Source organism: Peptococcus simiae, assembly GCF_046097595.1.
Classification (GTDB): domain Bacteria; phylum Bacillota; class Peptococcia; order Peptococcales; family Peptococcaceae; genus Peptococcus; species Peptococcus simiae.
Window position 1 is genome coordinate 1 of sequence record NZ_JBJUVG010000007.1, and the last position, 26,801, is coordinate 26,801.

Genomic DNA, 26,801 nt, shown 5'->3' on the forward strand with positions numbered 1-26,801 from the left:
TTTCGCTCCATCTCCTTTTTTGTAGATAAACTGGATCAGTTGCTGATTAAAACGGAGCAGAGATTATTCTGCTTGTAAAACTTTCTGGTAGGCCAGGCGGTCATCGCCATCTATGGCGGTAATAATCCCGCAATAGGTATAGCCCTGCTTACTAATCAGGTGCTGCATGGACTGGTTGGCGGCATGGGTATCGACCCGGCAATTGTGGATGCCCTTGTCCAGGGCCAGGGCGTCCACTGCCTGAAACATGCGGGAGGCATAGCCTTGCCCTTGGCAGGCCGGGTCAACGACCATCCGGTGGATGGCCCAGTAGGGGGCATTATTGAGCCAGGCGCCTTCGCGGATGACTTCATAGGTGGGGTCGGGGCCGGGGACCAGGGCGGCAGCCCCGACCAGCTTGCCGTCATCGGTTAAGGCGTAGAGCTGGTCTTTTTTAATATCGTTTTCCAGCCGGTCCCGACCGGGGTAGGCCAGGTCCCATTGGAAGTTACCTGCCTCGTGCATGAGCCGGCGGGCCCGGTTGTATATATCCAGCAGGGTCGGTAAGTCTGCTGTCTGGGCAAGTCTTAAAGGCATGTCTTATTCCTCCTTGGTGGATTTATCTTAGTATACCACAGGCAGGAGGGAAGACGGGCCGGATAGGCCTTTAGAAGGATAAGTATTATCTAGGTCTTGATGCCAAGGGCTGGCTTATATATAAAACTTTACAATAAAGGTTTACGGCTTAAAATATAGCCATAGTCAGGTGAAAAGGGTAGTGAGCTTTTACTCTCAATTAGGTGAAAGGCTGGTATTTTATGAAAAAGAAAATCCAGTTGGCTCTTATTCTTTTGCTTGTAGCCGGTGGCTTATGTCTGCCTATTTTTTTGCTTGAGTTTTTCACAGCCGGTGCATAGTCGAGACCTAGGAGACGTTCTAACCAGCAGAAGCCCTGCCTTGTAAAATGAGGTAGGGCTTCTGCTGGTATTGTTATGGGCTGCTATTCATGAAAAAAGTGTTTTTCAGTGTTTGAAGGGCGAGAGGTCGCTGGAGTGAATCGCTTATAGATATCAGCTGCAAATTGGGGTATAATGTAAAAGGATGTCGTTTCATACAAGACAAATTAAGGAGTGACCTAAACATGGATATTATGCAGCAGCTTACAGACCGGGTACGAGGGAAAAACTTATCAATCGTTTACCCTGAAGGTACGGACATTCGTATTATTGAGGCAGCTGCGCGTCATGCTGAAGACGCTATTTTGAAGCCGATTTTAATTGGTAATCCGGATGAAATCGGTCGCATTGCCGGTGAAAAGAATCTCAACATCGGTAATCTGGAAATCATTGACCCCAATAATTATCCAGAATTTGATGCCATGGTTGATGCCTTTGTTGAACGCCGTAAAGGGAAAGCCACTCCTGAAAAGGCTCGTGAAATGCTGAAAGATGAGACCTATTTTGCCACCATGCTGGTATACCTGGGCAAGGTAGACGGGATGGTCAGCGGTGCGGCGCATTCTACAGCTGATACCATCCGTCCGGCCTTACAAATTGTCAAAACCAAACCGGGTGTCTCCCGGGTTTCCGGCGCTATGGTCTTCGTTAAAGGGGAAGAGCGGATGCTCTATGCGGACATTGCGGTCAATATCACCGTAGATGCCCAGGCCATGGGTGAAATTGCTGTCGAAAGTGCCAAATTCGCTAAAGTATTTGACATCGACCCGAAAGTGGCCCTCTTAAGCTTCTCTTCCAAGGGGTCCGCTGTTTCGCCGGAAAGTGAAAAAGTGGCTGAGGCAACGAAAATCGCCAAAGAAATCGCTCCGGACCTCCCCATTGACGGTGAGCTCCAATTTGACGCCGCCTATGTGGCCTCTGTTGGCGAAAGTAAAGCCCCGGGCAGCCCGGTTGCCGGTCATGCCAATGTTTTTATTTTCCCGAGCCTGGAAGCCGGCAACATCGGCTACAAGATTACCCAGCGCCTAGGTGGCTATGAAGCCTATGGTCCCCTTTTACAAGGTTTAGCTGCCCCGATTAATGACTTATCTCGCGGTTGCTCTGCTGAAGATGCTTACCAAGTGGCTATTATTACAGCTGCTCAAGCAACGATGGAATAGACCGTATTTATATCGAGAAGGGGTTCCTTCTCGATATTTTTATGAGCGGATAGGCGGTGGCTAATCCGCTTTTAAAAATGTCGAGTCGGAAAGGAGGGGCTATGGCCTATATTAAGTTAGAGCTGATCCTGGCATCGCTGGATGACTGGCCCCAGGCGGTCCTGTTTTTTGATGAAGTCTTCCCGGAGGGCTTTGAACAATATGACCCCCGGGATATTTTGGCCCATTTGGCCAAGGGGGACTGGGATGCCCATGAATACTCGGCGGATATCCTGGCGGAAGACCAGGCCAGGCTGACGGCCTACCTGGCTGCTGAAGACCGGGATCGGCTGGCAGACATCAAATACCGGTGGGCTGCCCTGGGTCTTGATGGGGCCTGGACGCAAACGCCTTATGACCTGCCGGACCAGGATGCCTGGCGAGACCACTTTCAGCCCATGAAGGTGACGGACCGGATTGAACTTTGCCCTTACTGGGCCAGCCCCCTGGGAGAGGGGGCTGTTGTGGTCCTGACCAATCCGGGCATTGGCTTTGGTACGGGGACCGATGAAACGACCCAGCTGGCCCTTCGCTTACTGGACCAGGCTGACCCGGCAGGCAAGCGGGTTTGTGATGTAGGCTGTGGGTCCGGCATTTTGGCGGTAGCGGCTAAAAAGTGTGGCGCCGGCGAGGTTTTGGCGGTTGATAATGACCCCCAGGCCGTGGCGGCAGCTGCTGATATGGCCCAGCTCAACCAGGTGGACCTGACCAGTCAGCCAAGTGACCTCTTACAGGATGTCCGGGGCCGGTGGGACATCATTATCGCCAATATTGTTACGGATGTGCTCCTGGTCCTCATTCCCAACCTGAATGACCGCTTGGCGCCGACGGGGCAAGCGCTCCTGTCCGGTATTCATAAGGGGCGATTGGCTGAGATCCAGGAGCAAGCGGCCCAATACGGACTGATAGAAGAAGCCAGACTCATCGGCAAGGACTGGTGCGGTCTGGCCCTTAAGAAAGGATAGGTATGACAAAAACCCTGAATGACCTGGCCCTTGCCCTGGATGAGGCAGGGCTCTTATGCCGAGTGGTTGGTGACCTGCCGGCAACCTCCATTTCGGATATCCAGTATGACTCTCGGCAGGTACAGGAAAATACCCTCTTTTTATGCAAGGGGGCCCATTTCTCCGCCCAATACCTGCTGGATGCCCGCAGCCAGGGGGCTTGTGCCTACTTGAGCGCCAGGGTTTATCCGGAGGCCTCTGACCTGCCGGCTCTGGTAGTCAGCGATATCCGTCGGGCCCTGGCGGTGACCGCCAACTGGTTTTTTGATGCCCCCTGGCAGGACCTCCACATGATGGGGGTGACCGGGACCAAGGGCAAGAGTACGACCGTCAGCATGGTCAAGGCTATTTTTGATCTGGCTGCCGAAAAGGCCCATGAGCCCCTCTGTGGGATTACCTCCAGCCTGATAAACTATGATGGCCGGGTGGAGAAGGCTTCCAAGCTGACCACCCCGGAAAACATTGACCTTTACCGCCACCTGGCAAGGGCCCGGGCGGCCGGGTTGAAGCATATGGTCATCGAAGTGTCCAGCCAGGCCCTCAAGTACCACCGGGTAGGGGGCATCCACTTTGATGATGCTGTCTTTCTCAATATTTCCCCGGACCACATCGGGCCCATTGAGCACCCGACTTTTGAGGACTACTTCGCCAGCAAGCTGGCTATCTTTGACCGGACGGGCCGGGCCTTTATCAACCTGGCCAGTGACCGCCTTTCTGAATTGAAAGAAGCCGCCGGCCACTGTCCCGAAGTTATCACTTTTGGCGGCGACGGGGCCGATTATAGGGCCGACCAGGTCCAGTCGACCGATAGCGGCCTGACCTTCCGCGTCCGGGCCGGTCAGGAGGCCATCCAGGTAACCCTGCCCATGCATGGCCGCTTCAACGTGGAAAATGCCCTAGCGGCCTTGGCCCTGGCCCACCAGTCGGGGATTTCCCTGGACACCTGTGCAGAGGCCCTGGCAAGTGTTAAAATGGAAGGGCACATGGCCTATATCCATGGAGCTGACCTGACAGTGGTCGTGGACTATGCCCATAATGGCATCAGCTTTAAGCGGGTCATCGAGACCGTTCGCCATGACTTTCCCCAGGCCCCGGTCTGGCTCCTCTTTGGGGCCCCGGGCGATAAGGCTGAAAGCCGCCGGCCGGATATGGGCCGGGTGGCTAGCCGTGAAGCGGATTATGTTATCCTGACCGCAGATGACCCGGCCACAGAAGCCGTGGAGGCCATTAATGCAGAAATTTACCGGGCCTTTGAAAAGGAGACCCCGGTTCAAATGATTGCCGACCGGGCCCAGGCCATTGCCTATGCCATCAAAGAAGCCCCTACCGGAGCGGTGGTCTTACTCTTGGGCAAGGGCTTTGAGGTCTGTCAAAAAATAAATGGCAAGCGGGAACCCTACGCCGGCGATGAACAGCTGGCGAAGGCAGCCTTACAAGCCCGTGAATCCTAACTTGTGGAGGAGAATATGAATATTATTGCAGATACAAAGGCGCTGGTGACTGAGCGCATTGAGCAGGCCTTTGCGGCCGCAAAGGCAGATGGGGTCTTCTCTGTTGACGCCCTGCCGGACTTTGTCGTTGAACAACCCAATGATAAAAGCCATGGGGACTTTGCCACTAATATTGCCATGCAGCTGGCTCGGCCTGCGAAAATGAACCCCCGGGTCATCGCCCAGGGGCTGGTAGAACGAATCGATACCTCTGCCCCCATTGACCGGGTGGAATTGGCCGGTCCGGGCTTTATTAACTTTATTTTAAAAGAAGACTACCTCATGCCCGTCCTGGCAGCAGTACAAGCAGAAGACACCCGGTATGGGGCCAGCAATGTCGGCCAGGGCCGCCGGGTCCAGGTAGAATTTGTCAGTGCCAACCCCACCGGCCTCCTCCACATGGGCAATGCCCGGGGCGGCGCCCTGGGGGATGTCCTGGCTGCTGTTTTAAATATGGCCGGCTACCGGGCAGATAAGGAATATTACATTAATGATACCGGTAACCAGGTCAGACTCCTGGGTGCCTCTGTGGAAGCCCGGTATTTCGAGCTTTTAGGCCGGGCCGATGAATACCCCCTGCCGGAAGACGGCTATCAGGGAGCAGATATCAAGGAAACCGCCCAGCACCTCCTGGACAAGGAGGGCGAGGCCTATGCTCAGATGGACCGGGAAGACCGGCTGGAAAAGATGACCGTCTTTGCCCTAAATGAGAAGGTTGAAGGCATCCGCCGGGGCCTGGAAGCCTTTGGGGTTACTTATGATAAGTGGTTTAGCGAAAAAAGCCTTCATGAATCCGGGGCGGTCCAGGCAGTGGTCGATACCCTCCGTGACCGGGGTTATGTCTACGAAAAAGACGGGGCCCAGTGGCTCCGGTGTACCGATTATGGGGCAGAAAAAGATGAGGTCCTGGTCCGGGCCAACGGGATTCCTACCTATTTTGCGGCTGATATTGCCTACCACAAGGATAAGTTTGACCGGGGCTATGAAGACCTGGTTAACATTTGGGGGGCCGACCACCATGGCCACGTGGCTCGCTTGAAGGGAGCCCTGACCGCCCTGGGTTACCCCGGCGACCGGCTCACCGTCATCCTCATGCAATTGGTCCGGCTCTACCGAGATGGCGAATTGGTGCGGATGAGTAAGCGGGCCGGGGAATTCGTGACCCTGGAAGAACTCATGGAGGAAGTCGGTCGGGAGGCGGCCCGCTTCTTCTTCAGCATGCGGTCACCGGACAGTCCCCTGGACTTTGACCTGACCCTGGCTAAGAAGCAGTCTTCAGATAACCCGGTCTACTACGTGCAATACGCCCATGCCCGGATTTGCTCCCTCTTATCCGTTGCCGGCGAAAAGGTTCGCCCGGCGGCAGAGATTGATACCGGTCTTCTGACCCACCCGGCTGAAAGGGCCCTCCTGGAAGCCATCGCTTCCTGGCCTGAAAAGGTGGCCCTAGCTGCTCAAGAACTGGCCCCCTACCACCTGGCCTATTATGCAAAAGACCTTGCCAATGCCTTCCATACTTTTTACAATGGATGTAAAGTACTGACAGATGATGCGGAACTGCAGGCCGCCCGGCTCGTTCTGGCGGACTGCGCCCGTATCACCCTACGTAATGTGTTACTGCTCCTGGGCGTCAGTGCCCCGGAACGGATGTAAAGGAGGATATTATGGCTTTAGTAAACGTAGATACCCTATTACAGGCCGCAGAAGAAGGCGGTTATGCAGTCGGCGCCTTTAACTGCAATAACATGGAAATTGTGCAGGCCATCATCGGGGCCGCTGAAGCGGAAAAATCTCCGGTCATTATCCAGGCCAGCCAAGGGGCCATCAAGTATGCCGGCCTCAACTATATTGTTTCCCTGGTACGGACCGCTGCTGAATCGGCCTCTGTCCCGGTGGCCCTCCACCTGGATCATGGGACCAGCTTTGAACAAGTCATCCAATGCATTGGCCATGGCTTTACCTCGGTCATGATTGACTGGTCCAAGCATGAGCTGGAAGAAAACATCAAGGTGACCAACCAAATTCTTCAAGTGGCCCGGCCCTTAAACATCTCTGTTGAAGCAGAGCTGGGGAAAATTGGCGGCACAGAAGATGATGTGGTCGTTACCGACCGGGAAGCCAGCTTTACCGACCCGGAAGAAGCCGCCTATTTTGTTCAGCAGACCGGTATCCGGTCTTTAGCCGTCGCCATCGGAACCGCCCATGGCCAGTATAAAGGGGAACCGAAGCTGGACTTTGACCGGCTGACCGCCATCAAGGAAAAAGTGCAAATTCCTATTGTCCTCCACGGGTCCTCCGGCGTGCCTGATGAAGCCCTTAAAGAAGCCATCCGTCGCGGGGTCCGCAAAATCAACATCGACACCAACCTGCGAGAAGCCTTTACCGATGGCGTCCGCGAAGTCTTGGCCGAAAAGCCCAACGAAATTGACCCCCGTAAAATTTTAGGCCCGGCTCGGGATAAAATGCAGGAACGGGTAGTAGAAAAAATTCGTGTATTCGGGTCAAACGGCAAAGCGTAAGGAGTCTTAACTATGGAAAGAGAACTGGTCATAGAGTTTTCACGGGTGACCGAAGCAGCGGCCATCAACTGCAACAATTGGATTGGTAAAATGGATAAGATGGCTGCAGATAATGCAGCTGTAGAAGCCATGCGTCATATGTTTCAGACCGTTGATATTTCCGGAACGGTTGTCATCGGTGAAGGGGAAATGGACGAGGCCCCCATGCTCTACATCGGTGAAAAGGTCGGCCTGGGCGGCGCAGAAGTGGATATTGCAGTGGACCCCCTGGAAGGGACCAACCTGGCGGCCAAAAACCAGCCCGGCGCCATTACCGTCATGGCTGTAGCCGACGCCGGCGGCCTTTTACATGCCCCGGATATGTATATGGACAAGATCATTGTTGGCCCCGGTGCCAAGGGGGCCATAGATATTGAGGCCTCTGTTGAAGAGAACTTGAAAAATGTAGCCCAAGCCTTAAATAAACCCCTGGAAGACTTAACCGTTTGCCTCTTGGACCGGCAGCGCCACGAACACATTAAACAGGCCGTCAAGGCCCTGGGCGCTCGGGTTCAGCTGATTACCGATGGGGATGTCTCTCCGGCCCTGGCCTGTTGCTTCCCCGAAAGTGGAATCGACATGGTCCTGGGGATTGGCGGGGCCCCGGAAGGGGTCCTGGCTGCAGCAGCTGTCAAGTGCATGGGCGGAGATATGCAGGGGAAACTGGCCCCGGAAAATGATGAACAGGTGACCCGGGCAGAAAGCATGGGCACCAGCTGTGATGATGTCCTGACCTTGAGTGACTTGGTTCCGGCGGATGATGTCATGTTTGTAGCCAGCGGGGTCACCACCGGGAGTCTCTTAAAAGGAATTGAGCTCGATGGCGACTTTGTCCGGGTCAACACCGTGGTTTTACGTCATAAGACCGGTACCGTCCGTTTCTTAGACAGCCGCTACCGCCTACCCTTAACCTAAGCGGGCAGGTTGGAAAGCGGCCTTTCTCCGGCGACAGGTTACTGTTATATAAAAGAGCCTTGACAGGGGTCAGGCTATCTGCTAGAGTATTGATACAAACCCATACAAGATGTGCGAGAGGACGCGAGTGCGATGAGTAGGGAAGTCCCGAAAGGCATGCTCGCCGAAGTGCCAAGGTGCTGGGCTTATGTCGAATAGGCATAAGACTGTCGCTGAAAGGTTGCCCAATCTTTCAGTGAGGAGCTTTCACATCAAGGGCAAAAGGTATATTTTCAGCACCCATGAGTCAAATCCTTTTGCTCATGGGTGCTTTATTTATAGGCTATTGAAAGGATGAGCGCATGAAGGGATTTCCTGATTTTCAAAATAAAGAAGGCCGGCTGGTGGTCGGCGAATGTACCGCCAAGGACCTGGCCGCTACTTATGGCACCCCCCTGTACGTTTACGATGAAGAGGCCTTGCGCCGCCAGGCTCGGACCTTTGTCAACCACTTTAAAAGTGATAGCTATAAGGCCCGGATTTTATACGCCTCTAAGGCTGCCAGCTTCGCTGCCCTCATCCGCCTGGCAAAAGAGGAGGGGCTGAACCTGGATGTGGTCTCGGAAGGGGAACTCTATACCGCCCTGGCGGTCAACTTTCCCCCGGACCGAATCATCTTTCATGGGAACAATAAACTAGACCGGGAACTGGAAGCGGCTGTAGAGGCCGGGATTGGCTTTGTCGTCCTGGATAACCTGTCTGAAGCCCGCCGCCTGTCGACTATTGCAGACAAGGCCGGGCAGACCGTCGAGGTCCTGCTCCGGGTTAACCCGGGGGTTGAAGCCCACACCCATGATTACATTAAAACCGCGACCAGCGACAGTAAATTTGGCCTTGGTCTGGCCACAGCAGGCGAGGCCCTTCAGGTCATCCAAGGCCTACCCGGACTCCGGCTCCGGGGCCTCCACTGCCATATCGGGTCGCAGATTTTCGCTGACGATGCCTTTATTAAAGCGGCCCACATCATGCTCGACTTTATGGTTGCCTGCCAGGGCCAAGGCCTGAGCATGGATATCCTCGACCTGGGTGGCGGTTTTGGGGTCTTTTACGAGGACGGTGACCAGCCCATTGACCTGGCCCCCTTCCTGGAAGGCCTGGCCCAAGACCTGGAAAAAGAAGCCCGAGACCGGGGCATCCGCCTGGCTGAAGTCTGGCTGGAACCCGGCCGCAGCATGGTCAATAATGCCGGCCTCACCCTCTACACCGTCGGCGATATCAAACGCCTGGCAGATGGCACCAACTATGCCTTTATTGATGGCGGTATGGGAGACAACATGCGGGTGGCCCTCTACCAGGCCGGCTACACCGCTGTCCTGGCAGACCGGCTGGATGATGCGGCCGACAACACCTGGCGGATTGCCGGCAAGTATTGCGAAAGCGGGGATGTCCTCATCAAGGGGGCGCCCCTCCCGGACCCCCAACCCGGTGATATCCTGGCGATTTTAGGCACCGGGGCCTATACCTTCAGTATGTTCTCCGGCTATAACCGCCTGCCCCGCCCGGCAGTGGTATTTGTAAAAGGGAAGGACCACCGGGAAGTGGTCCGCCGGGAAAGTTTAGATGATATTATTGCCCAGGACCTACTTGAGTAAGTCTTGGGGTTACTTAAGAAAGGAAGATAAAGATGTCTGTATTTACAGGTTCTGGTGTTGCGATTATTACCCCCTTTAAAGACAACGGGGATGTGGATTTTGAGGCCCTGGCCAAGTTGCTGGACTTCCAAGTTGAAAACGGCACGGATGCCATTGTCATTTGCGGCACCACCGGTGAAGCCTCTACCCTGACCGATGAAGAGCAAATCGAGACCGTCGCCTTCACTGTTGACCACATCAAGGGTCGGGTTCCGGTTGTCGCCGGTGCCGGTTCCAACAATACCATCCATGGCGAAGCCCTGAGCCGGTCCCTGGAAGCCGTGGGCGCAGACGCCCTCCTACACGTGACCCCCTACTACAATAAAACCTCCCAAAAGGGCCTCTATGAACACTTTGCCGTCATGGCGGACAGTGTCCACATCCCGATTATTTTGTACAATGTGCCCGGTCGGACAGGGATGGACTTAAAACCGGAGACGGTGGCCCGCCTGGCAGCCTTTGACAACATTGTCGCCATTAAAGATGCCACCGGCAACCTGGCCACCACTGTCGACCTGCGCAGCCAGTGCCCAGCTGATTTTGATATTTATAGCGGCAATGACGATGTGACGGTACCTGTCCTATCCTGTGGGGGCGCCGGGGTTATTTCTGTCCTGGCCAATATTTTTCCTAAAGAGGTCCATGACATGTGTGCCCTTTGGCAGCAGGGGGACCAGGCCGGGGCCTTAGCCATCCAGTGCCGTTTCCAAAAGTTGGTCCATATTTTATTCTCTGAGCCCAACCCGATTCCGGTAAAAGCCGCCGTTCATATGCGGGGCCTGCCGGCTGGGGGCTACCGGGCACCGATGACCACCCCGACTGACGCCACCATTGCAGCCCTCAAGGTTGAAATGACCCGTCTCGGCGCACTGGAGGGCTAAGATGAAGATTATTTTAAGTGGGGCAACCGGGGCCATGGGCCGGATGGTCGCCGACCAGGTCCAGGCCTATGAGGATATGGAAATTGTCTTTGGCTGGGCCGGTAAGCCGGAGCAAGGCGGCCCCTTTCCCATTTCAGCCCAGCTGGAAGAGGCCCCCGCCGCAGACGTCATCATTGACTTTTCCAATCACGCCACCCTGACAGACCTGCTGGCCTATGCCCGGCCCAAGGGCCTGCCCCTAGTCATAGCGACAACCGGCCACACCGAAGCGGAAATGACCCTGATGGAAGAGGCTGCCAAAGACCTGGCTATTTTCCATAGCGGCAACTTTAGCCTCGGCGTCCATGTGCTGAAACTCCTAGCCCGGCAAGCCGCCAAGGCCCTGCCGGACTTTGACATTGAAATCATTGAAGCCCACCACCACCGCAAGGTGGATGCCCCCAGCGGGACGGCTAAGATGCTGGTTTCAGCCATCCAGGAAGAAAGACCGGATAGCCATGTGGTCGGTGGCAGAGAAGGCCATGTCGGCGCCCGGCCCCTGGATGAAATCGGCGTTCATGCCGTCCGTGGTGGCAGCATTGTTGGTGAGCACACCGTCCTCCTGGCCGGCCTTGATGAAATGATTGAAATCAAACACACCGCCTTGTCCCGGGCCATCTTTGCCAAGGGCGCCTTAGCGGCCGCCCAGTTTATTGGCCAGGCCCAGCCCGGGATGTATAATATGGATGATATGATTGGTTAACCCTAAAGATAGATGAGCAAGAAGAAAGATAGATAAGAAAGAAGGACCAGTATGAAAATTGCTATTGTTGGCTATGGAAACTTAGGTAGGGGCGTTGAAACGGCCCTCTTACAACAGCCGGATATGGAAGCGGTCGGCGTCTTTACCCGGCGAGACCCTGCCAGCCTGACCAGCCAAATCCCGGCCTATGCCTTAAAAGACCTGCCCCAGCATGAGGTGGACGTAGCGATTTTATGTGGCGGTTCAGCCACAGACCTCATCGAGCAGTCGCCGGATATCGTCCGCCACTGCAATATTGTCGATAGCTTTGACACCCATGCCCGGATTCCGGAACACTTTGCCCATGTGGACGCCGCTGCCAAGGAAAGCGACCACGCCGCCTTAATTTCCACCGGCTGGGATCCAGGCTTATTTTCCCTGATGCGGATCCTGGGCCTGGCAGTCCTCCCCAATGGAAGCGTAGACACCTTCTGGGGCAAGGGGGTCAGTCAAGGCCACTCCGATGCCATCCGTCGGATTCCCGGTGTGGTCAAGGCTGTCCAGTATACCATCCCAAGAGAAGAGGCGGTGGCCCGGGTTGAACAGGGGCAAGGGGAAGGTCTGACCGCCCGCGACAAGCACCTCCGGGAATGCTTTGTCGTCGCCGGCAGCGAGGCAGACCAGGAAGCCATCCGGCATACCATTGTCACCATGCCCAACTACTTTGCCGACTATGATACCGAAGTCCACTTCATCGATGAAGCCACCTTCGATGCTAACCATACCGCCATGCCCCATGGGGGACAGGTGATCCGGCACGGTCATACCTCTGAAGGGACCCCCCAGGTGATGAAGTTTTCTCTGGACCTGGCCTCTAATCCGGAATTTACCGCCTCCGTCAATGTGGCCTGCGCCCGGGCCCTTTACCGGGCCTACCAAGAAGGCAGGCGGGGCTGCATGACCATTTTTGACCTGCCCCTGGCCTATCTTTTGCCGATAAGTGCTGAAGAATTAAGAGCCAACTGGTTGTAATATGCAAAAAAATAAAGATATATAACTAAAAAGTTTTAATAAGTCCTTTAAGAAATCCCTTAAGTGCGTCCGCCCTTAAGGGATTTTTGTATGCCATGCTGTTATTGTCCTTGTGGTAAAGAAAAATGCAGCGAAAATGAACACTTGATACGTACTATAAATAACCTTCTTGCAAGGGGGTGGGGGCTTGCAAAAGAAGAAAATTATAAAAAATACAAAAGAATATCCGGAAAAAGAAACAAAACGCCAACAATAATACCACAATATTATACGGTTAACAGATAAATAGGGCTTTTTGATTATATAAAGATTTTATTAGGAATATTTATATGGCCCTCCCTTGCAATGTGACGAGTGAAATGCTATTATAGTGGTGAGGAGAGAAACACTATAAAGAATACTGTCTTTGTCCTCGATAGAGGAACTTTAGATGCAAAAATAAAGTTCACGCATTTATTTACTTTTCTACATTATATAAGGAGGCCATACTCATGCAAAAAGCATCATCTATCCGCAACAACACACTTAAAGTATTACTTCCGGTGCTAGCTATTTTAGGTATTGTCTTCGCAGCTCCTCTGGTAGCATCTGAAGGCGAATCTACAAGTCAACAAGTGCCCACTTGTGAAACCCAGGCAACTGCCTTAGGTATGTTCTATTAATCGATTTTTTTCAAATACACGAAACGCTTGGTCCAGTACCGAGCGTTTTTGTGCTTTTTCGAGCACAAACAAAAGGCCTATCGGTGGATAGGCCTTTTGTTTGTATTGAGGGCTGGCTTTAGGATGAAGACGGATGCCTTAACCGGTGATCAGTCCGGTAACCATCCAGAAGGGCAGCTGGATGGCCATCAAAAAGACCAAGCTGACCACGGCCTTGATGCTCATGATTTTAACAAAATCCTTGAGGGGGATGAGGGCGAAGGAGAAGAAAATCAGGTAGAGGGCATACTCATAGGGGAGGAAGACCACATCATAGGCATTGCAGGTGAAGAAGTAAACGCAGAGGGGGTTGATGCTTAAGGCCAGGGCCAATTCAGCCAGGGGTACGCTCAAAACGCTGATAATGGCCAGGGGGGTCAAGAGGAAGTTGGCCAGGACAATGCAGAGCCAGATGAGGGCAAAGGTGATAAAGATGGAATGACCTTCCAGGTGGGGAGTGACATTTTCAGCAAAGAGCTTGCCAATGCCCAGCTCGCCGGCGGTCGCCCCAATGCCTAAGCAGGCGGTGATAAATAGGACAAAGGTAAAGTCCAGTCGGCTGATGTCCTCCCGTTTGCCGATGTCAATGCCCGGTAGGAAGAAGAGGCAGGGGAAAATGGCAAAGGCCCACATGATTGGCCAGCCTAAAAAACTGCCAACCACAAGAACGGTAAAGAGGCCCAGACAAATAATGAGGGCCTTCTTTTCAGCTAGGCTCCACTGGCCCAGGTCTCGGTACTTTTCTTCAAAAAAGGCCTTATCTAAGACCAGGTCCTTGGGTTTGGCATACCGGCCGACCAGGTAAACTACTAAAAAGACATATAAAACAGAGGGGAGGTTATACCAGAGGTAGTCCAGCCAACTGACATTAATAGGGCCGGTGACACTTTGGCCATTTTCTACCGTTAGGGAGAGGTTGACCGGGTTGTAGATAAATTGTTGCGGCAGGAGGGCCCCCATGGCCCCACCCAGCATGATCCCGGCCGAGGCCCGGCTTTTGCCCAGGTCCAGGGCCTTACAGATGCCAAAGGTCAGGGCCGCCATGGGAATGGCCACCTTGCCCGGGGCTAAAATATTGCCGATGATCCCGGCAATGACCAGGCCCATTAGGAGACCGGTGTAGCTGCCGCCGGTAAAGGTAATGGACCGGTAGGCAACCCGTTCAAGTAGGCCGGTGGATAAGAGGACATTGGCTAAAATCAGGCCGCCAAGCATCATCCAGGGAATAGGTTCAGACCAGACCCCAAAAATGACCGGCGCCGGTGCAATGCCGAATAATAGGTAGGCAATCGGCATGAGGATAGCCGGAACCCCTTGGGGGACAATGTCAACAGCCCAGCAAAGGACCCCCATGAGGGTAATCACTAAAAATAAACGGATGGCCGGCGTAAAAGTAGCCCCTGTAGGAATCAGTAAAATAAATAAGGGCAGGATAAAACATACAATTGCAGAGATGACCCGTCGGCGGTCTGACAGCGAAAACGACATAAAACAAACCTCCTTTATACAGTGAAAATAGGGAAAAAAGCCAGCTACGCCCTATTGTATGAAGTAGAAGAATGTTTGTCAACTTTTCTTATAGATTCCATAAGTTAAGCAAAGAAGTAAAATAAGAGAGAGTATTCTGTTTATTTGCCAGGCTGATTAAATTCTCTTATAATAGATTGAGCAGTCTATAGGTTTAAGTTGTTTAGGATGGTGATGTTCCTTGAAAATTGAGCAGTTAGAGTTCTTAATTGAAGTCTGTCGTGCCGGTTCGATTAATGCAGCGAGCAAGAAGATCTTTATCTCCCAGCAGAGCCTGAACCAGTCTCTGCGGAGCCTGGAAGATGAGCTGGGCTTTACCATATTAAACCGGACCAAAAAAGGGGTAACGCTTTCCGAACAAGGGGTTATTGTCTACAATGCTGCCCAGGCCATTGTGGCCAGGTATGGGCAAATGCTGGACCAACTGAATGCTAGCGGCCTTAATCCATTGGATTCGCTTTCCGGAAAACTCAATATCCACCTGTCACCGATGATTTCTATCTCCCTCATGCCCTCGGTCTATGTGGACTATATGCACACCCACCCCAAGGTGCAGGTGTATTTGCAGGAAAGGTACCAGGATGATATTGTCGCAGAAGTGGCCCAAAACCCCGGTGATGTGGGCTTTGTCCTTATTGCCAATTCCCTGCGCTACTTTGTGGATAATATTCCGCAAAATGTTGAGCTTAAATTATTAAAGTCTTACCCGATTTATATTGCCATGAGTCCCCGCCACCCCCTGGCCCACCAGCATCACTTAAGCCTCACGTCCATTGCCGACTACCCCTTCATTATTTTTGAAACCGGTGGTCCCAAAGGCGAGCATGCCTTGCAAAATGTCGTTGACCTCCATATTCTTTTGTCTACAAATAATTATAATATGTGCCGAGAGTTATTGAACGAAGGGAATACCATGATTTATTCCTTCCAGCCCTACATTCGCCGGGGCATTTTTAATGATTGTGTCCATATTCCCCTGAATATTAAAGACATCACCTTTCAGCTTTACATGGTCTATAACAAAAAAGCCAGTGAAGATGAAAAGCGGTTGAGAGAAAACTTTAGTGCTACCCTGGAGAATTACTTATAGGAGGCCGACATGGATTTAGGAAAAGAAAGGCTTAGCCAGCTGGCTGCTGACCTGGAAAAATGGTGCCAAGACCGGATGGCCGTCATTGGCAGTGACCAGGCTGTTATCGGCATTTCCGGTGGTAAAGATTCTTCTGTGGTCGCAGCCCTGGCTGTCCGGGTGTGCGGGAAGGATCAGGTGACAGGGGTCCTCATGCCTTATGGCGACCAGGCCGATATTGATGTGGCCCGGGCCCTATGCCGGCACCTGGGCATCCGCCACCATGAAATAGATATTGCCCCGGCTGGCCAGGCCTTGACCGCAGCGGTGGAAGAGGCCGTCGGGCCTATGAGCCGGCAGGCCAGCCTCAACCTCCCGCCCCGGGTCCGGATGGCGGTCCTCTATGCGGTTGCCCAAACCCTGGGTGGGGTGGTCTGGAATACCTCCAACTTGTCCGAGGACTGGGTCGGCTATGCCACCATTTATGGGGATACCGCCGGGGCCTTTTCACCCCTGGCCACCCTGACCACCGATGAAGTCATCCAGTTGGGCCGGCTTTTCGGCCTGCCTGACCGGTTTGTAGAAAAGCCCCCGGCCGATGGCCTGACCGGGAAGACCGATGAAGACGTCCTGGGCTTTAGCTACGCAGACTTAAACCGCTATATCCGGACCGGTGTCTGTGAAGACCCAGCGGTGAAGGCGCAAATTGACCACCTCCACCGGGCCAGTCGCTTTAAGTTCAAGCCCATCGAGATGTTCCACAGCGGCTTACCCATTGTGGCCGATGATATCGCGGGCATTTATAAAAATGACTAAAGACCTGCAAAGGTTTCCTAACAGGCAAAAGCGTCCTAAGCACGTGTGCAGCTTGCACCGGCTTAGGACGCTTTTTTATTGGTTGGCGATTTTTCTGACGGCACTGGGCGAAGCATTTTTGTAGCGTTTGTATAAGAGGCTAAAGCGGCTGGGCGACTGGTAGCCAACAGCCTTGGCGATATCGGCGATAGCCATGTCCGTGGTGAGGAGGAGGTTTTCGGCAATATTCATCCGCTTGCGCTGGGTAAACTCGGTAATGCTCATATTGTAGCGGTCCCTAAAGCAGGCCTTGAGCTTGGTTCCGCTCATGGCAGCCAGTTTTTCTAAAAAGGACTGGCTGATGTCAAAGGCATAGTGGTCCTGGATGTAGCGGGCAACGGTTTCAATGGCGACCTGGTCACCGGCCGGCAGGGGCCGCTTATTTTTGTGGCGGTCATAGGCATCCAGGCTGATGGCCAGCCATTCGTGGGCCTTGGCCTTAAAGAATAAGTCCGCTGAGGTGCCATCCATCTGGCAATGGAGGATATCCAGGGCCAGCTTGCGGATGGGCCGGATGATTTCCATCCGGGTGTCGTAAAAGATTCGCATGAGCTGGTCCTTGTTCCTAAAACGGTTGGTCAAGCCTACCTTAGCCATCATACTTTCTTTAAAACGGACCCCTACCGCCTTATAGAGGGAGCCACCGTGCATGAGGCAGCGGTCGGTCGGCAGGGTGGTATCAAAGATAAAAAGGGAGTCCGGCTCAATGACCTGGTAGGGATCCAGCCATTCGCCACTGCCACTGATGATGTAGGCCGAGGAGAGGAGGACGTATTCGCTCAGGTCTTCACTGATGGATTCAACGTAGTCCTTTTTGATGGCCATGTCGTGAATATCGATGGTAAAGTCTTGGGTGTCGTAGTACCAATATCTGCCCCGGTAGTTTTCCCGGTCCGCAGTGAAGGCCTTGCCGGCCGGCGAAAAGACAGCGCCGGTTGGCGCCGCATCGTCCAGGTACCAGGCCACTAAGTCGTCAAAGGACTTCATGATTTTCTCCTTTCTGTCACGATTAGACACTATCTCAGTTAGACCTTAATTCGCTAATCATATTGTAACAAATAAGTTAGCGGAGTACAATCTATTTGGATAAAGGCCTTTGTAGAGACTTTCTCTCCAAGCCCGTCGGTCGGCTAGAGAAGGTTCGCGGGCTGAGCGGCGTCTAAATAGAATAGTTTAGGAGGTAGTTATGAAGACCTATAAAAAATTGTTCCGCTATGCCAAGGAGAAAAGGGGGTGGGGGGTCCTGGCCATCCTTTGCTCTGCCCTGTCGGCTGTGGCAACGGTTTACGGCTATTATTTGATTTATCGCTTTTTAGACAGTGTGGTGGTGGCCGGAGACCTGGCCCTGGCTCGATCCTATGCGGCCCGGACAGTCGTCTTTTTAACCCTGGGAGCCTTGGTTTACATAGCTTCCGGGGCTTGCTCTCACGTTTTGGCTTTTCGCTTGGAAAGCAACTTACGGAAGCACGGGATTGAGGGCTTGGCCGGGGCTAGCTTCCGCTTTTTTGACCTCCACCCCAGTGGGGCTATCCGCAAAACCATTGACGACAATGCGGCCCAGACCCACCAGGCTGTGGCCCACCTGATTCCTGACCAGACCCAGGCCATCTTATCGCCGCTTTTACTCTTAATTGCCAGCTTCTTTGTGGGTTGGCGGGTAGGGTTGGTCCTGGTCCTTTTAACCCTTTCTGCCGGACTCTTGCTCAAGGCCATGATGGGCGAGAAGGAATTTATGAAAATTTACCAGGCGGCCCTGGCTACCCTGAGTGCGGAATCGGTGGAATATGTCCGGGGGATGCCGGTGGTCAAAATATTCGGCGCCCGGGTGGATTCCTTCAAGGCCCTCTATAAGGCCATTAAGGATTATTCCAAATATGCCTATGATTACAGCCAAAGCTGCAAGGGGCCCTATGTCATCTACCAGTGGCTTTTCTTCGGCCTGCTGGCCCTTTTAATGGTTCCCCTGCCCTTTCTTGTCAGCACCCTCGGCAATCCGGCTCTTTTGGCTGTGGACCTGATGATGGTCCTCTTCTTTAGCGGCGTCCTCTTTGTGGCCTTTATGCGGGTCATGTGGGTGTCTACCTATGATTTCCAGGCCAATTATGCAGTCGATAGCTTAGAAACCCTCTATACCGCCATGCAGGAAGACCAATTGACCTTTGGCCATGAAGACGTTTTTGACAACTATGATATTGAATTTGACCGGGTGGACTTTGCCTATAAGGATAAGCAGGTCTTTAAGGACCTTAGCTTTAGCCTGAAAGAGGGCCGGTCCTATGCCCTGGTCGGCGGGTCCGGCAGCGGGAAGTCGACCATAGCCAAGCTCATCTCCGGCTTTTACGCTGTCGATGGTGGGCAGATTAAAATCGGTGGCAAGCCCCTGGAAAGCTACCGGCAGGCGGCCCTTATTGAAACCATCGCCTTTGTTTTTCAAAATGCTAAGCTCTTTAAGCAAAGCATTTATGAGAACGTGGCCCTGGCCAAACCCGATGCCAGCCGGGCCGAGGTCCTGGAGGCCCTGCACCTGGCCGGCTGTGACAGCATTTTAGATAAGTTTCCCGACCGGGAAAATACCCGGATTGGCAGTGCCGGTGTTTACCTGTCCGGCGGCGAAAAGCAACGGATCGCCATTGCCCGGGCCCTCTTGAAAGATGCCAAGATCATCATCATGGATGAGGCCAGCGCTGCCATTGACCCGGATAATGAGCATGAACTGCAAAAGGCCTTTAAACAGCTTATGCAGAGGAAAACGGTCATTATGATTGCCCACCGCCTGTCCAGCATTCGGGCCGTAGATGAAATCCTGGTCCTGGAGGGCGGGGAAATTGTTGAACGGGGGACCGATGCCACCCTTATGGTAGGGGACAGCCGGTATAAACACTTTATGAACCTCTACCAAGAGGCCAATGAATGGAGGGTCGGTTATGAAAACCTTCTTTAAGAATACCTTTGCCCTGACCGAAGCCGGGGCCAGTGACCTGGTCCAGGCCACCCGGGCCTGTTTTTGGGTCTACTGCATCAATATGGTGCCGGCCTTTTTGCTCTTGCTCTTTATGGATGACCTGGTCCTAGGTCACGCCCGCAACCCCTATATCTATACCGGCATCTCTATCCTGACCCTCATCGCCATGTATCTCCTGATGCGGGTGGAATACGACCGGATGTATAACACCACCTACCGGGAAAGTGCCAACCTGCGCCTGGAACTGGCCGAAAAAATGGCTGACCTGCCCTTGTCCTACTTTTTCAAGCATGACCTGTCCGACCTTTCCCAAAGCATTATGGAAGATGTGGCAGCCATTGAACACGCCCTGAGCCATTCCATCCCTAAGGCCATGGCTATGGCGATATTCTTTCCGCTGATGTCCATCTTAATGATCATCGGCCATTGGCAACTGGGCCTGGCGGTGGTCCTGCCCCTCCTCTTTAGCTTTATCCTTTTACCGGTCTCACGTAAAATGGTCAGCACCGGCAACAAGGGCTACTACGATATTTTGCGACGGAATTCGGAAGCCTTCCAGGAAACCATAGAGCTCCAGCAGGAAATCAAAAGCTTTAACCTGGTTGACCGCGTCAGGGCGGACCTCTTCCAAAAAATGGATGAAAGCGAAAAAATCCATATCCAAACCGAGGCCAAAAGCCTCCTGGCCATGGGCCTTTCCAATCTCTTTTCCTATGTGTCCCTGGGGGTTGTTATGGTGGTTGGGATTAACCGGCTCATAGTTGGCGATATTTCCCTCCTCTACCTCCTGGGCTACCTGTTGGCCGCCATTAAGGTGAAAGAAGCCATAGACGCCTCTAAAGAAGGTTACCTGGAAATGCTGCATATTGGCCCCCGGGTCAACCGGATTAAGGAGATCCGCAAGACACCGGCCCAGGCCGGTCAAGCCATCCAACTGACCAACTTTGACCTGGCCTTCCAAGATGTTACCTTTGCCTATGACCGGGATAACCCCGTCTTGCGAGGGGTCAGCTTTACAGCCCGGCAGGGAGAAGTCACCGCCCTGGTCGGGGCCAGCGGGTGCGGCAAGACCAGTATCCTCCGGCTCATGTCCCGGCTCTATGACTATGACGGCGGGAAGATTACCATCGGCGGCCAGGATATCAAGACCATTGCCGCATCGACCCTCTTTAGCCATATTGCTATTGTCTTCCAGGACGTGACCCTCTTTAACAGCAGCGTCATGGAGAATATCCGGATCGGTCGGGCGGATGCTACAGATGAAGAAGTCCGCCAGGCCGCCGAAGCCGCCCAGTGTATGGACTTTATCAACCGCCTAGACCAAGGCTTCGACACCCCCATTGGCGAAAACGGCGCCGAACTTTCCGGTGGCGAACGTCAACGCCTCTCCATTGCCCGGGCCATCCTAAAAGATGCCCCCATCCTCATCCTGGACGAAATCGCCGCCAGCCTGGATGTGACCAATGAAAAGGCCATCCAGGAAAGCCTGAACCGGCTGATTCAAAATAAAACCGTCATCATCATCTCCCACCGACTCAAGTCCATTGAAAAGGTGGATAAAATCGTCGTCCTGGACGCCGGCCGCGTCGAAGCCACCGGCAGCCATGCCGAATTGGCCAAACAATCACCAACCTATCAAAATCTGCTGGAAAAAAATCGTTTGGCAGAAGCCTTTGTTTATTAGGAGGGAGACTCATGAAGCAACAATTAAAGGTCAAGGACTTAGTGACCATTGGGATTTTTGCTGTTATTTATTTCATTTTAATGTTTGCGCTGGGCATGATTGGAATGGTGCCTATTCTGTTTTTGCTTTACCCGACCCTTCTGGGCCTTGTTAGCGGCGTCTTGATTATGCTTTTTATGGCCAAGGTGCCCAAGCCCTGGGCCCTCTTTATCCTAGGGATGATCACACCCTTGGGCATGTTTGCCATGGGGCATACCTATGTTTTACCGGTTCATGCCCTGGTGGTGATGCTGGTGGCAGAGTTGATCCGCCGGGCCGGATCCTACCGGTCCTTCAAGGCCGATGCCCTGGCCTTTGGGGTCTTTAACACTTGGATTTGCGGGTCTTTAATGCAAATGCTCTTGGCTAAGGAAGAGTACTTAGAGATGTGTGCCATGATGGGAGATGATTATGTGAAGGGCTTAGAAAGATTGATTACCTATCCGCATATGGCCCTGGTCTACCTGGGGGCCTTTGTCGGTGCCTTGCTGGGGGCCCTTATTGGCCGGGCCATGCTGAAAAAGCATTTTGCTAAAGCAGGGGTTATCTAGTGGCTCAGACGGTAAAGGATTTTTTCAATCCAAACCCCATTAGTAAGCTTTGCGGCACTGTTTTAATCAGTTTTACGGTTTTGCACCCGATCGGCTTTTTCGGCTGGGGGGTAGCCGGCTGGCTGGCCCTTTTCTTTTGGCTGAATGGCTATAGGTTGGATGCGGTCAAAGTACCTGCTTATTTTTCAGTGCTATATTTTTTGCCCGGCTTTGATTGGGTGATGGCTTTGCCTAGTGGCATAAAAATGTTCGTAGCCCTTTTGCTTGTGGCTAAGATGTTCTACCTGCCCTTTGTCGCCGGTAAGTTCTTGATAAAGAGTTCGGATGTCGGGCATATCCTATCTGCCATGGATAAATGCCGGGTACCGGCTGCCTTCAGCATTCCCGTTGCTGTGATGTTTCGCTTTTTCCCTTCTTTTAAGGAAGACCATCGTCATATTCGTCAGGCCATGAAAATTAGGGGGATCAGCCTAAGGCATCCCCTTAGGTATGCAGAGTATGTGACCGTGCCCCTCTTAGTCATCTCCTCGACCCTGGCCGATGATATAGCGATGGCAGCGGAAACCCGGGGCATTGCCAGGCCGGGCGTAAAGACCCGCTACCGAGAGGTCAGCAGCAAGGGTATAGATGTTATCTTTTTGGCAGGGGTTATGGGCTTGGTGATAGGAGGCTGGCTATGGTTCAAGTAAAGGGCCTTTCCTTAACCTATCCCGGGCAGGAGAAGAGCCTGGAGAGGATTGACTTCCAGCTGGCAGCCGGCGAATGCCTGCTCTTGGCCGGAGAAAGTGGCTGTGGGAAATCCTCTATCCTTCGCAGCTTAAATGGCTTGGCCCGTCATTATGACCGGGCCTCCCTATCCGGGGATATCTCCCTTGCCGGTCAATCGGTCAAGGGGATGGAGGTCTACCAGATTGCTGAGTGGATTGCCAGTGTTTTTCAAAACCCCAAGACCCACTTTTTTAATGTTGATACCACCTTGGAACTGGTCTTTTATTTGGAAAACAAGGGGATAGCTCGCCAGCAAATTCAAGACCGGCTAGAAGAGATGCTGGCCCTTTTTCCCATCCGCCATCTCTTAGACCGGGATATCTTTTGCCTGTCTGGTGGGGAAAAGCAGGTCTTGAGTCTTGCAGCGGCCTATATCAGCGGTACACCGATTATTGTTTTGGACGAACCCTCTTCTAACTTAGATGACAGGTATACAGGGGTTCTGGCGAATATGTTGCAGACCCTGAAAGCTCGAGGGGTTACCTTGATCATTGCAGAACATCGGCTCCACTACCTCATGCCGGTGGTAGACCGGGTTTGCCTTATTGAGGATGGGCGGTTGGTTGAGACTTATTACGCTGAGGCCTTTATCGGCCTGTCTGAAGAGGACCGTCAAGCCAGGGGCTTGAGGTCACCGGTGGATACCCCGCTTAAACGGCTTCAACGGCCCCAGCTGACAGGAGACCTGACTGTTAAAAAGCTCCAGCGTCAGTTCAAGGGGACCGGAACCGGCTTTGCCATCCAGGGCCTGGGCTTGGACCGGGCTTGTGTTTACGGGATTATTGGCCATAATGGCGCCGGCAAATCGACTTTTTTGAGGATCCTATTGGGCTTGGAAGGGGGCAGAGGGGATATCGTTTACTTTAAGGGCAAGCGGGTCTCCAAGCGTCAGCGGTTGGCCCTAGCCAGCCTGGTGATGCAGGATGTCAACCACCAGCTATTTACAGAAACCGTTGATAAAGAGGTCAGCCTTGGCTTAAAAAATATTGACCGGGTAGAGCAAGGGCGGATTTTAGACCGGCTGGGCCTGGCCCGGCTGGCAGACCGGCACCCTATGAGCCTTTCCGGCGGTGAAAAGCAAAGGGTGGCGATTGCCTCAGCCCTTTTAAGTGACCGCCCCATTATTGCCTTTGATGAACCGACCAGCGGCATGGATTGGCACCATATGGTGGACCTTTGTCACTTAATTAAGGCAGTCGCCCAACAAGGGAAAATCGTGCTGGTTATTTCTCATGATAAAGAATTTCTGAACCGAACAGCAGACCGACTTATTAATATGGAAGACTATGCCTTATAAAAAGTGAAGAGGTAAAAATATGGAAGAAAGCATTAAAGACCAGTTGCTGACGAAAAGACCCCTGGACCTGTTGATTCAACTGTCTGTACCGGCCATTATCGGTATGATGGTGATTGGCCTATACCCCTTTATGGATGGTATTTTTGCCGGCAAAATCATTGGACAAGCAGCTATGGCTGCCTGTGGGGTTGCGCTACCGCTAACCTTTGTGAATAGTGGGGTGTCAACGCTTATCGGGATTGGATCGGCCTCGGTTTTGGCGCGGGCTATTGGCGCTGGAGACAAGAAAACCATTGATAAGATTATGGGTAACCTCATCTTTTGGGTCCTTGCTTTTTCGGTGATCATTACGGTGGCCGGGATTCTTTTGGCCCCGCCATTTTTAAGCCTGGTGGGGGCCGAGGGAGAGATCAAGGCCCTTGGGATTCGCTATTTACGGGTGCTCTTTCTTGGCTCCTTTTTTGTGAACTTTACCCAGTCCGCAAATATGGTTATGCGGGGTGAAGGGCTAATGAAGGAGGCCATGCTGATCATGGGTGGCGGTGCCCTCATCAATATTGCTTTAGACCCCATCTTGATGCTGGCTATGGGGGCTTATGCCATTGAAGGGGCGGCCCTGGCCACTGTCCTGGCCCAGGTCCTGCAGGCTGGCGTCACCTATTATTACTTTGCAAAAAGGAGTCAGGTGGTTAAAATCCACCGGATTCAATCGGATGCCGAGATCCGGCAGGCCATGTTTGCTGTTGGGGCTTCAGCTATGATGATGCAAATTCTCTTTATGCTGCAACAAAGCCTGCTCTATAAAATGGCCTTTAAGTATGGTGGCGAAAGCCACGGTATTTTAATGGCGGCGTCTTTACGGATCTACGCCTTTTCCTTCATTCCCCTATGGGGGATGAGTCAGGGGCTGCAGCCGGTGGTAGGTACGAACTTCGGGGCTCAAAAATATGGACGGGTGCGTGCAGCCATGAAGGTCTTTTGCCTCGGTGGCTTGGTATTAGCCGGGATTTTCTGGCTACCGGCCCTGGTCTTTTCAACGGACCTACTCAGTCTTTTTGGCCTTGCACCGGAGATTATTGCTGAAGGGGTTGGCTTTTTTAGACTCTTTTATTCGATCTTTATTCTCTACGGAGTCATGGTCATGGCGATTACTTTTTTTCAGTCCATCGGTAACGCCAAAAAAGCCGGCCTTATTGTTATGCTGAGACAGCTCATCCTTTTTGTGCCGGCTATGATTATCCTGCCCATCTTCTTTGGGGTCCCTGCCGTATGGTTTTCCGAACCCCTGGTGGATCTACTTGTTATCATTTATGCCCTAGCCCTTATGGTCCGAGAACTGAAGGCCATGGGCCAGTCATAAAAAAAGCGGCTGCCATTCTTACTTGAATGGCAGCCGCTTTATCTTGCTTACATAAAGATGAATTTGACAACGAAGAGGGCGGCTAGGATGATCATGACCCAGCTGACCGGTTCGCGTTTTTCTTTGGGGGCGAAGATGTTGTAAATGAGGTTGATAAAAACATAGCTCAGGACGCCGAGGGTCAGACCGTCACCGATGGAGTAGGTGAGGGGCATGGCGGCGATGGTAATGAAGGCGGGCATGCCTTCGGTGATATTAAAGAGGTCAATCCCTTTGACAGAGGTCAACATGAGGTAGCCGACATAGATGAGGGCCGGTGCGGTGGCACAGGCGGGGATGGCGATAAAGATAGGGGAGAAGAACATGGCGGCCAGGAAGAAGCAGCCGGTGGTAATGGCGGTGACACCGGTCCGGCCGCCGGCCAGGACGCCGGTGGAGCTTTCGACGAAGGTAGTAACGGTGGAAACCCCTAAGGCGGCGCCGGCGGTGGTGGCCAGGGCGTCACTCATGAGGGCCCGGCCCACCCGGGGCACCCGGCCCTGCTCATCCAGCATGCCGGCCTTGGTGCTGACGCCTACCAGGGTCCCAACGGTATCGAAAAAGTCAACGAATAAGAAGGTGACGATGATGATGAAGAGGCTCTGGAACATTTCAAAATCCAGGAGGTGGCCCCAGGCCAGTTTTCCGGCAATGGGGCTAATGGATTCAAATTTCAGAATCCCGGTGGGCAAGTAAATGCCCAGGTCTGCAGCGGCCTTAGGGCTGACGATGGCGTAGACCCAGGCCAGGATGGAGCAGGAGGCAATGCCGATGAGGATAGACCCGTGGATGTTGAGTTTATCCAGAACGGCAATTAAGAGGACCCCCAGGCAGGTAATGATGGTGGTGACATGGAAGGCGCCCATGGAGACCATGGTGGCATCGTTTTGGACGATTAGACCACTGGAGCTGAAGCCGACCATGGCGATAAAGAGGCCAATCCCACCGGTTACTGCCAGTTTCATATTCTGGGGAATGGAGTTTACGACCGCTTCACGGACCTTGAAAAGGGTTAAAAAGATAAAAATAATACCTTCAATAAAAACGGCGGTCAGGGCAACTTCCCAGGGAATGCTTTGCTTGATGACCACGCTGTAGGCGAAGAAGGCGTTTAAGCCCATCCCGCTGGCCAGGGCAAAGGGCAAGTCGGCAATAAAGCCCATTAAAAAACAACCAATGGCAGCGGCCAAACAGGTTGCGGTGACAAGAGCCCCCGGATCCATGCCGGTTTCCCCGAGAATTTGCGGGTTAACGGCAATGATGTAGCTCATGGTTAAAAAGGTGGTGAGACCGGCTAGGATTTCCCGGCGCCAGGGGATATTTTTATGGCCCAGCAACGGAAAAAGCCGCACCAAAAATGAAGCAGATTTTTCTTGAGATGACATATGACCCTCCTTGTTACGATTTCTAAAATTCTACTTGGAAAGCGTAACATAAGGGATAGATTTTGTCCATGTCAAAAAAGAGAAAGATTGCCAAAGTGGTCGGTATAAATATAGGCCAATTGGCGGTTTTTGATCGGAGGTGGATATGGTACACTCAGG

The 26,801-nt window shown here is 52.9% G+C and carries 23 protein-coding genes and 1 riboswitch; of the genes, 19 read left to right on the forward strand and 4 right to left on the reverse strand.

Annotated elements, in window-relative coordinates:
- Positions 1–63 precede the first annotated feature (63 nt).
- Complete coding sequence (locus tag ACKQTC_RS05650) at positions 64–576, reverse strand: GNAT family N-acetyltransferase (protein ID WP_408977458.1); 513 nt, start codon at positions 574–576, stop codon at positions 64–66.
- 544 nt (positions 577–1,120) lie between these two features.
- Here ACKQTC_RS05650 and pta point away from each other — a divergent pair.
- The 11 genes from pta (at position 1,121) to ACKQTC_RS05705 (ending at position 13,067) form a co-directional block, all read left to right on the forward strand.
- Positions 1,121–2,095, forward strand: a complete 975-nt coding sequence (gene pta / locus ACKQTC_RS05655; RefSeq protein WP_408977459.1) for a phosphate acetyltransferase — start codon at positions 1,121–1,123, stop codon at positions 2,093–2,095.
- A gap of 101 nt (positions 2,096–2,196) precedes the next feature.
- Positions 2,197–3,099: a 50S ribosomal protein L11 methyltransferase gene (locus ACKQTC_RS05660; RefSeq protein ID WP_408977460.1), complete on the forward strand. Its 903-nt coding sequence runs from the start codon at positions 2,197–2,199 to the stop codon at positions 3,097–3,099.
- 2 nt (positions 3,100–3,101) lie between these two features.
- The gene (locus ACKQTC_RS05665) at positions 3,102–4,589 is read left to right on the forward strand and encodes a Mur ligase family protein (protein ID WP_408977461.1); all 1,488 of its coding nucleotides are present in this window, start codon (positions 3,102–3,104) and stop codon (positions 4,587–4,589) included.
- A gap of 15 nt (positions 4,590–4,604) precedes the next feature.
- Positions 4,605–6,281, forward strand: a complete 1,677-nt coding sequence (gene argS, locus ACKQTC_RS05670; protein WP_408977462.1) for an arginine--tRNA ligase — start codon at positions 4,605–4,607, stop codon at positions 6,279–6,281.
- An 11-nt stretch (positions 6,282–6,292) separates the two neighbouring features.
- Positions 6,293–7,147, forward strand: coding sequence for a class II fructose-1,6-bisphosphate aldolase (locus ACKQTC_RS05675; protein ID WP_408977463.1), 855 nt, complete (start codon positions 6,293–6,295; stop codon positions 7,145–7,147).
- Between the two features lie 12 nt (positions 7,148–7,159).
- Positions 7,160–8,101, forward strand: a complete 942-nt coding sequence (gene glpX, locus ACKQTC_RS05680; RefSeq protein ID WP_408977464.1) for a class II fructose-bisphosphatase — start codon at positions 7,160–7,162, stop codon at positions 8,099–8,101.
- A gap of 107 nt (positions 8,102–8,208) precedes the next feature.
- Positions 8,209–8,355: riboswitch (Lysine riboswitch) on the forward strand.
- Positions 8,356–8,442: 87 nt separating this feature from the next.
- Positions 8,443–9,732: a diaminopimelate decarboxylase gene (gene lysA / locus ACKQTC_RS05685; protein WP_408977465.1), complete on the forward strand. Its 1,290-nt coding sequence runs from the start codon at positions 8,443–8,445 to the stop codon at positions 9,730–9,732.
- A 32-nt stretch (positions 9,733–9,764) separates the two neighbouring features.
- Positions 9,765–10,652 carry a 4-hydroxy-tetrahydrodipicolinate synthase gene (gene dapA / locus ACKQTC_RS05690; protein WP_458295185.1) on the forward strand — a complete coding sequence of 296 codons (888 nt, stop codon included), beginning with the start codon at positions 9,765–9,767 and terminating at the stop codon, positions 10,650–10,652.
- A 1-nt stretch (position 10,653) separates the two neighbouring features.
- Complete coding sequence (gene dapB / locus ACKQTC_RS05695) at positions 10,654–11,394, forward strand: 4-hydroxy-tetrahydrodipicolinate reductase (protein ID WP_408977466.1); 741 nt, start codon at positions 10,654–10,656, stop codon at positions 11,392–11,394.
- 51 nt (positions 11,395–11,445) lie between these two features.
- A complete protein-coding gene (locus tag ACKQTC_RS05700) occupies positions 11,446–12,405 on the forward strand; it encodes a diaminopimelate dehydrogenase (protein WP_408977467.1) in 960 nt (319 codons plus the stop codon).
- A 491-nt stretch (positions 12,406–12,896) separates the two neighbouring features.
- Positions 12,897–13,067 (forward strand): hypothetical protein, encoded by a 171-nt coding sequence (locus tag ACKQTC_RS05705; RefSeq protein ID WP_408977468.1) that lies wholly within the window; start codon positions 12,897–12,899, stop codon positions 13,065–13,067.
- 138 nt (positions 13,068–13,205) lie between these two features.
- Here ACKQTC_RS05705 and ACKQTC_RS05710 read toward each other — a convergent pair whose 3' ends face one another.
- On the reverse strand, positions 13,206–14,594 hold the full coding sequence (locus ACKQTC_RS05710) for an SLC13 family permease (protein ID WP_408977469.1): 1,389 nt from the start codon (positions 14,592–14,594) through the stop codon (positions 13,206–13,208).
- A 220-nt stretch (positions 14,595–14,814) separates the two neighbouring features.
- Between ACKQTC_RS05710 and ACKQTC_RS05715 the strand changes: the two genes are divergently transcribed.
- Positions 14,815–15,723, forward strand: coding sequence for a LysR family transcriptional regulator (locus ACKQTC_RS05715; RefSeq protein ID WP_408977470.1), 909 nt, complete (start codon positions 14,815–14,817; stop codon positions 15,721–15,723).
- A 9-nt stretch (positions 15,724–15,732) separates the two neighbouring features.
- Positions 15,733–16,518 carry an NAD(+) synthase gene (gene nadE / locus ACKQTC_RS05720; protein WP_408977471.1) on the forward strand — a complete coding sequence of 262 codons (786 nt, stop codon included), beginning with the start codon at positions 15,733–15,735 and terminating at the stop codon, positions 16,516–16,518.
- Positions 16,519–16,593: 75 nt separating this feature from the next.
- Here nadE and ACKQTC_RS05725 read toward each other — a convergent pair whose 3' ends face one another.
- Positions 16,594–17,544: a helix-turn-helix domain-containing protein gene (locus ACKQTC_RS05725; protein ID WP_408977472.1), complete on the reverse strand. Its 951-nt coding sequence runs from the start codon at positions 17,542–17,544 to the stop codon at positions 16,594–16,596.
- Positions 17,545–17,743: 199 nt separating this feature from the next.
- On the opposite strand from ACKQTC_RS05725, the gene ACKQTC_RS05730 reads away from it, so the two are divergent.
- Genes ACKQTC_RS05730 through ACKQTC_RS05755 form a run of 6 tightly spaced genes read left to right on the forward strand, consistent with a single transcriptional unit; the run spans position 17,744 to position 25,218 of the window.
- Positions 17,744–19,498, forward strand: a complete 1,755-nt coding sequence (locus ACKQTC_RS05730) for an ABC transporter ATP-binding protein (protein WP_408977473.1) — start codon at positions 17,744–17,746, stop codon at positions 19,496–19,498.
- A complete protein-coding gene (locus ACKQTC_RS05735) occupies positions 19,482–21,203 on the forward strand; it encodes an ABC transporter ATP-binding protein (protein ID WP_408977474.1) in 1,722 nt (573 codons plus the stop codon). The genes ACKQTC_RS05730 and ACKQTC_RS05735 overlap by 17 nt, the downstream gene beginning before the upstream one ends.
- 11 nt (positions 21,204–21,214) lie before the next feature.
- Entirely contained in the window at positions 21,215–21,793 is a 579-nt protein-coding gene (locus ACKQTC_RS05740) for an MptD family putative ECF transporter S component (RefSeq protein ID WP_408977475.1), read from the forward strand.
- The gene (locus ACKQTC_RS05745) at positions 21,793–22,482 is read left to right on the forward strand and encodes an energy-coupling factor transporter transmembrane component T family protein (protein ID WP_408977476.1); all 690 of its coding nucleotides are present in this window, start codon (positions 21,793–21,795) and stop codon (positions 22,480–22,482) included. Before ACKQTC_RS05740 ends, ACKQTC_RS05745 begins: the two co-directional genes overlap by 1 nt.
- On the forward strand, positions 22,470–23,858 hold the full coding sequence (locus tag ACKQTC_RS05750) for an ABC transporter ATP-binding protein (protein WP_408977477.1): 1,389 nt from the start codon (positions 22,470–22,472) through the stop codon (positions 23,856–23,858). Before ACKQTC_RS05745 ends, ACKQTC_RS05750 begins: the two co-directional genes overlap by 13 nt.
- A 19-nt stretch (positions 23,859–23,877) precedes the next feature.
- Complete coding sequence (locus ACKQTC_RS05755) at positions 23,878–25,218, forward strand: MATE family efflux transporter (RefSeq protein ID WP_408977478.1); 1,341 nt, start codon at positions 23,878–23,880, stop codon at positions 25,216–25,218.
- 47 nt (positions 25,219–25,265) lie between these two features.
- Here the strand turns inward: ACKQTC_RS05755 and ACKQTC_RS05760 are convergent, their stop codons facing one another.
- Entirely contained in the window at positions 25,266–26,642 is a 1,377-nt protein-coding gene (locus ACKQTC_RS05760; RefSeq protein ID WP_408977479.1) for an NCS2 family permease, read from the reverse strand.
- Between the last annotated feature and the right edge of the window lie 159 nt (positions 26,643–26,801).

Bases quoted from the DNA above. Each gene is read 5' to 3' on its own strand.
- ACKQTC_RS05650 (WP_408977458.1), bottom strand. From the start codon at position 576: ATGCCTTTAAGACTTGCCCAGACAGCAGACTTACCGACCCTGCTGGAT.
- pta (WP_408977459.1), top strand. From the start codon at position 1,121: ATGGATATTATGCAGCAGCTTACAGACCGGGTACGAGGGAAAAACTTA.
- ACKQTC_RS05660 (WP_408977460.1), top strand. From the start codon at position 2,197: ATGGCCTATATTAAGTTAGAGCTGATCCTGGCATCGCTGGATGACTGG.
- ACKQTC_RS05665 (WP_408977461.1), top strand. From the start codon at position 3,102: ATGACAAAAACCCTGAATGACCTGGCCCTTGCCCTGGATGAGGCAGGG.
- argS (WP_408977462.1), top strand. From the start codon at position 4,605: ATGAATATTATTGCAGATACAAAGGCGCTGGTGACTGAGCGCATTGAG.
- ACKQTC_RS05675 (WP_408977463.1), top strand. From the start codon at position 6,293: ATGGCTTTAGTAAACGTAGATACCCTATTACAGGCCGCAGAAGAAGGC.
- glpX (WP_408977464.1), top strand. From the start codon at position 7,160: ATGGAAAGAGAACTGGTCATAGAGTTTTCACGGGTGACCGAAGCAGCG.
- lysA (WP_408977465.1), top strand. From the start codon at position 8,443: ATGAAGGGATTTCCTGATTTTCAAAATAAAGAAGGCCGGCTGGTGGTC.
- dapA (WP_458295185.1), top strand. From the start codon at position 9,765: ATGTCTGTATTTACAGGTTCTGGTGTTGCGATTATTACCCCCTTTAAA.
- dapB (WP_408977466.1), top strand. From the start codon at position 10,654: ATGAAGATTATTTTAAGTGGGGCAACCGGGGCCATGGGCCGGATGGTC.
- ACKQTC_RS05700 (WP_408977467.1), top strand. From the start codon at position 11,446: ATGAAAATTGCTATTGTTGGCTATGGAAACTTAGGTAGGGGCGTTGAA.
- ACKQTC_RS05705 (WP_408977468.1), top strand. From the start codon at position 12,897: ATGCAAAAAGCATCATCTATCCGCAACAACACACTTAAAGTATTACTT.
- ACKQTC_RS05710 (WP_408977469.1), bottom strand. From the start codon at position 14,594: ATGTCGTTTTCGCTGTCAGACCGCCGACGGGTCATCTCTGCAATTGTA.
- nadE (WP_408977471.1), top strand. From the start codon at position 15,733: ATGGATTTAGGAAAAGAAAGGCTTAGCCAGCTGGCTGCTGACCTGGAA.
- ACKQTC_RS05725 (WP_408977472.1), bottom strand. From the start codon at position 17,544: ATGAAGTCCTTTGACGACTTAGTGGCCTGGTACCTGGACGATGCGGCG.
- ACKQTC_RS05730 (WP_408977473.1), top strand. From the start codon at position 17,744: ATGAAGACCTATAAAAAATTGTTCCGCTATGCCAAGGAGAAAAGGGGG.
- ACKQTC_RS05735 (WP_408977474.1), top strand. From the start codon at position 19,482: ATGAAAACCTTCTTTAAGAATACCTTTGCCCTGACCGAAGCCGGGGCC.
- ACKQTC_RS05740 (WP_408977475.1), top strand. From the start codon at position 21,215: ATGAAGCAACAATTAAAGGTCAAGGACTTAGTGACCATTGGGATTTTT.
- ACKQTC_RS05750 (WP_408977477.1), top strand. From the start codon at position 22,470: ATGGTTCAAGTAAAGGGCCTTTCCTTAACCTATCCCGGGCAGGAGAAG.
- ACKQTC_RS05755 (WP_408977478.1), top strand. From the start codon at position 23,878: ATGGAAGAAAGCATTAAAGACCAGTTGCTGACGAAAAGACCCCTGGAC.
- ACKQTC_RS05760 (WP_408977479.1), bottom strand. From the start codon at position 26,642: ATGTCATCTCAAGAAAAATCTGCTTCATTTTTGGTGCGGCTTTTTCCG.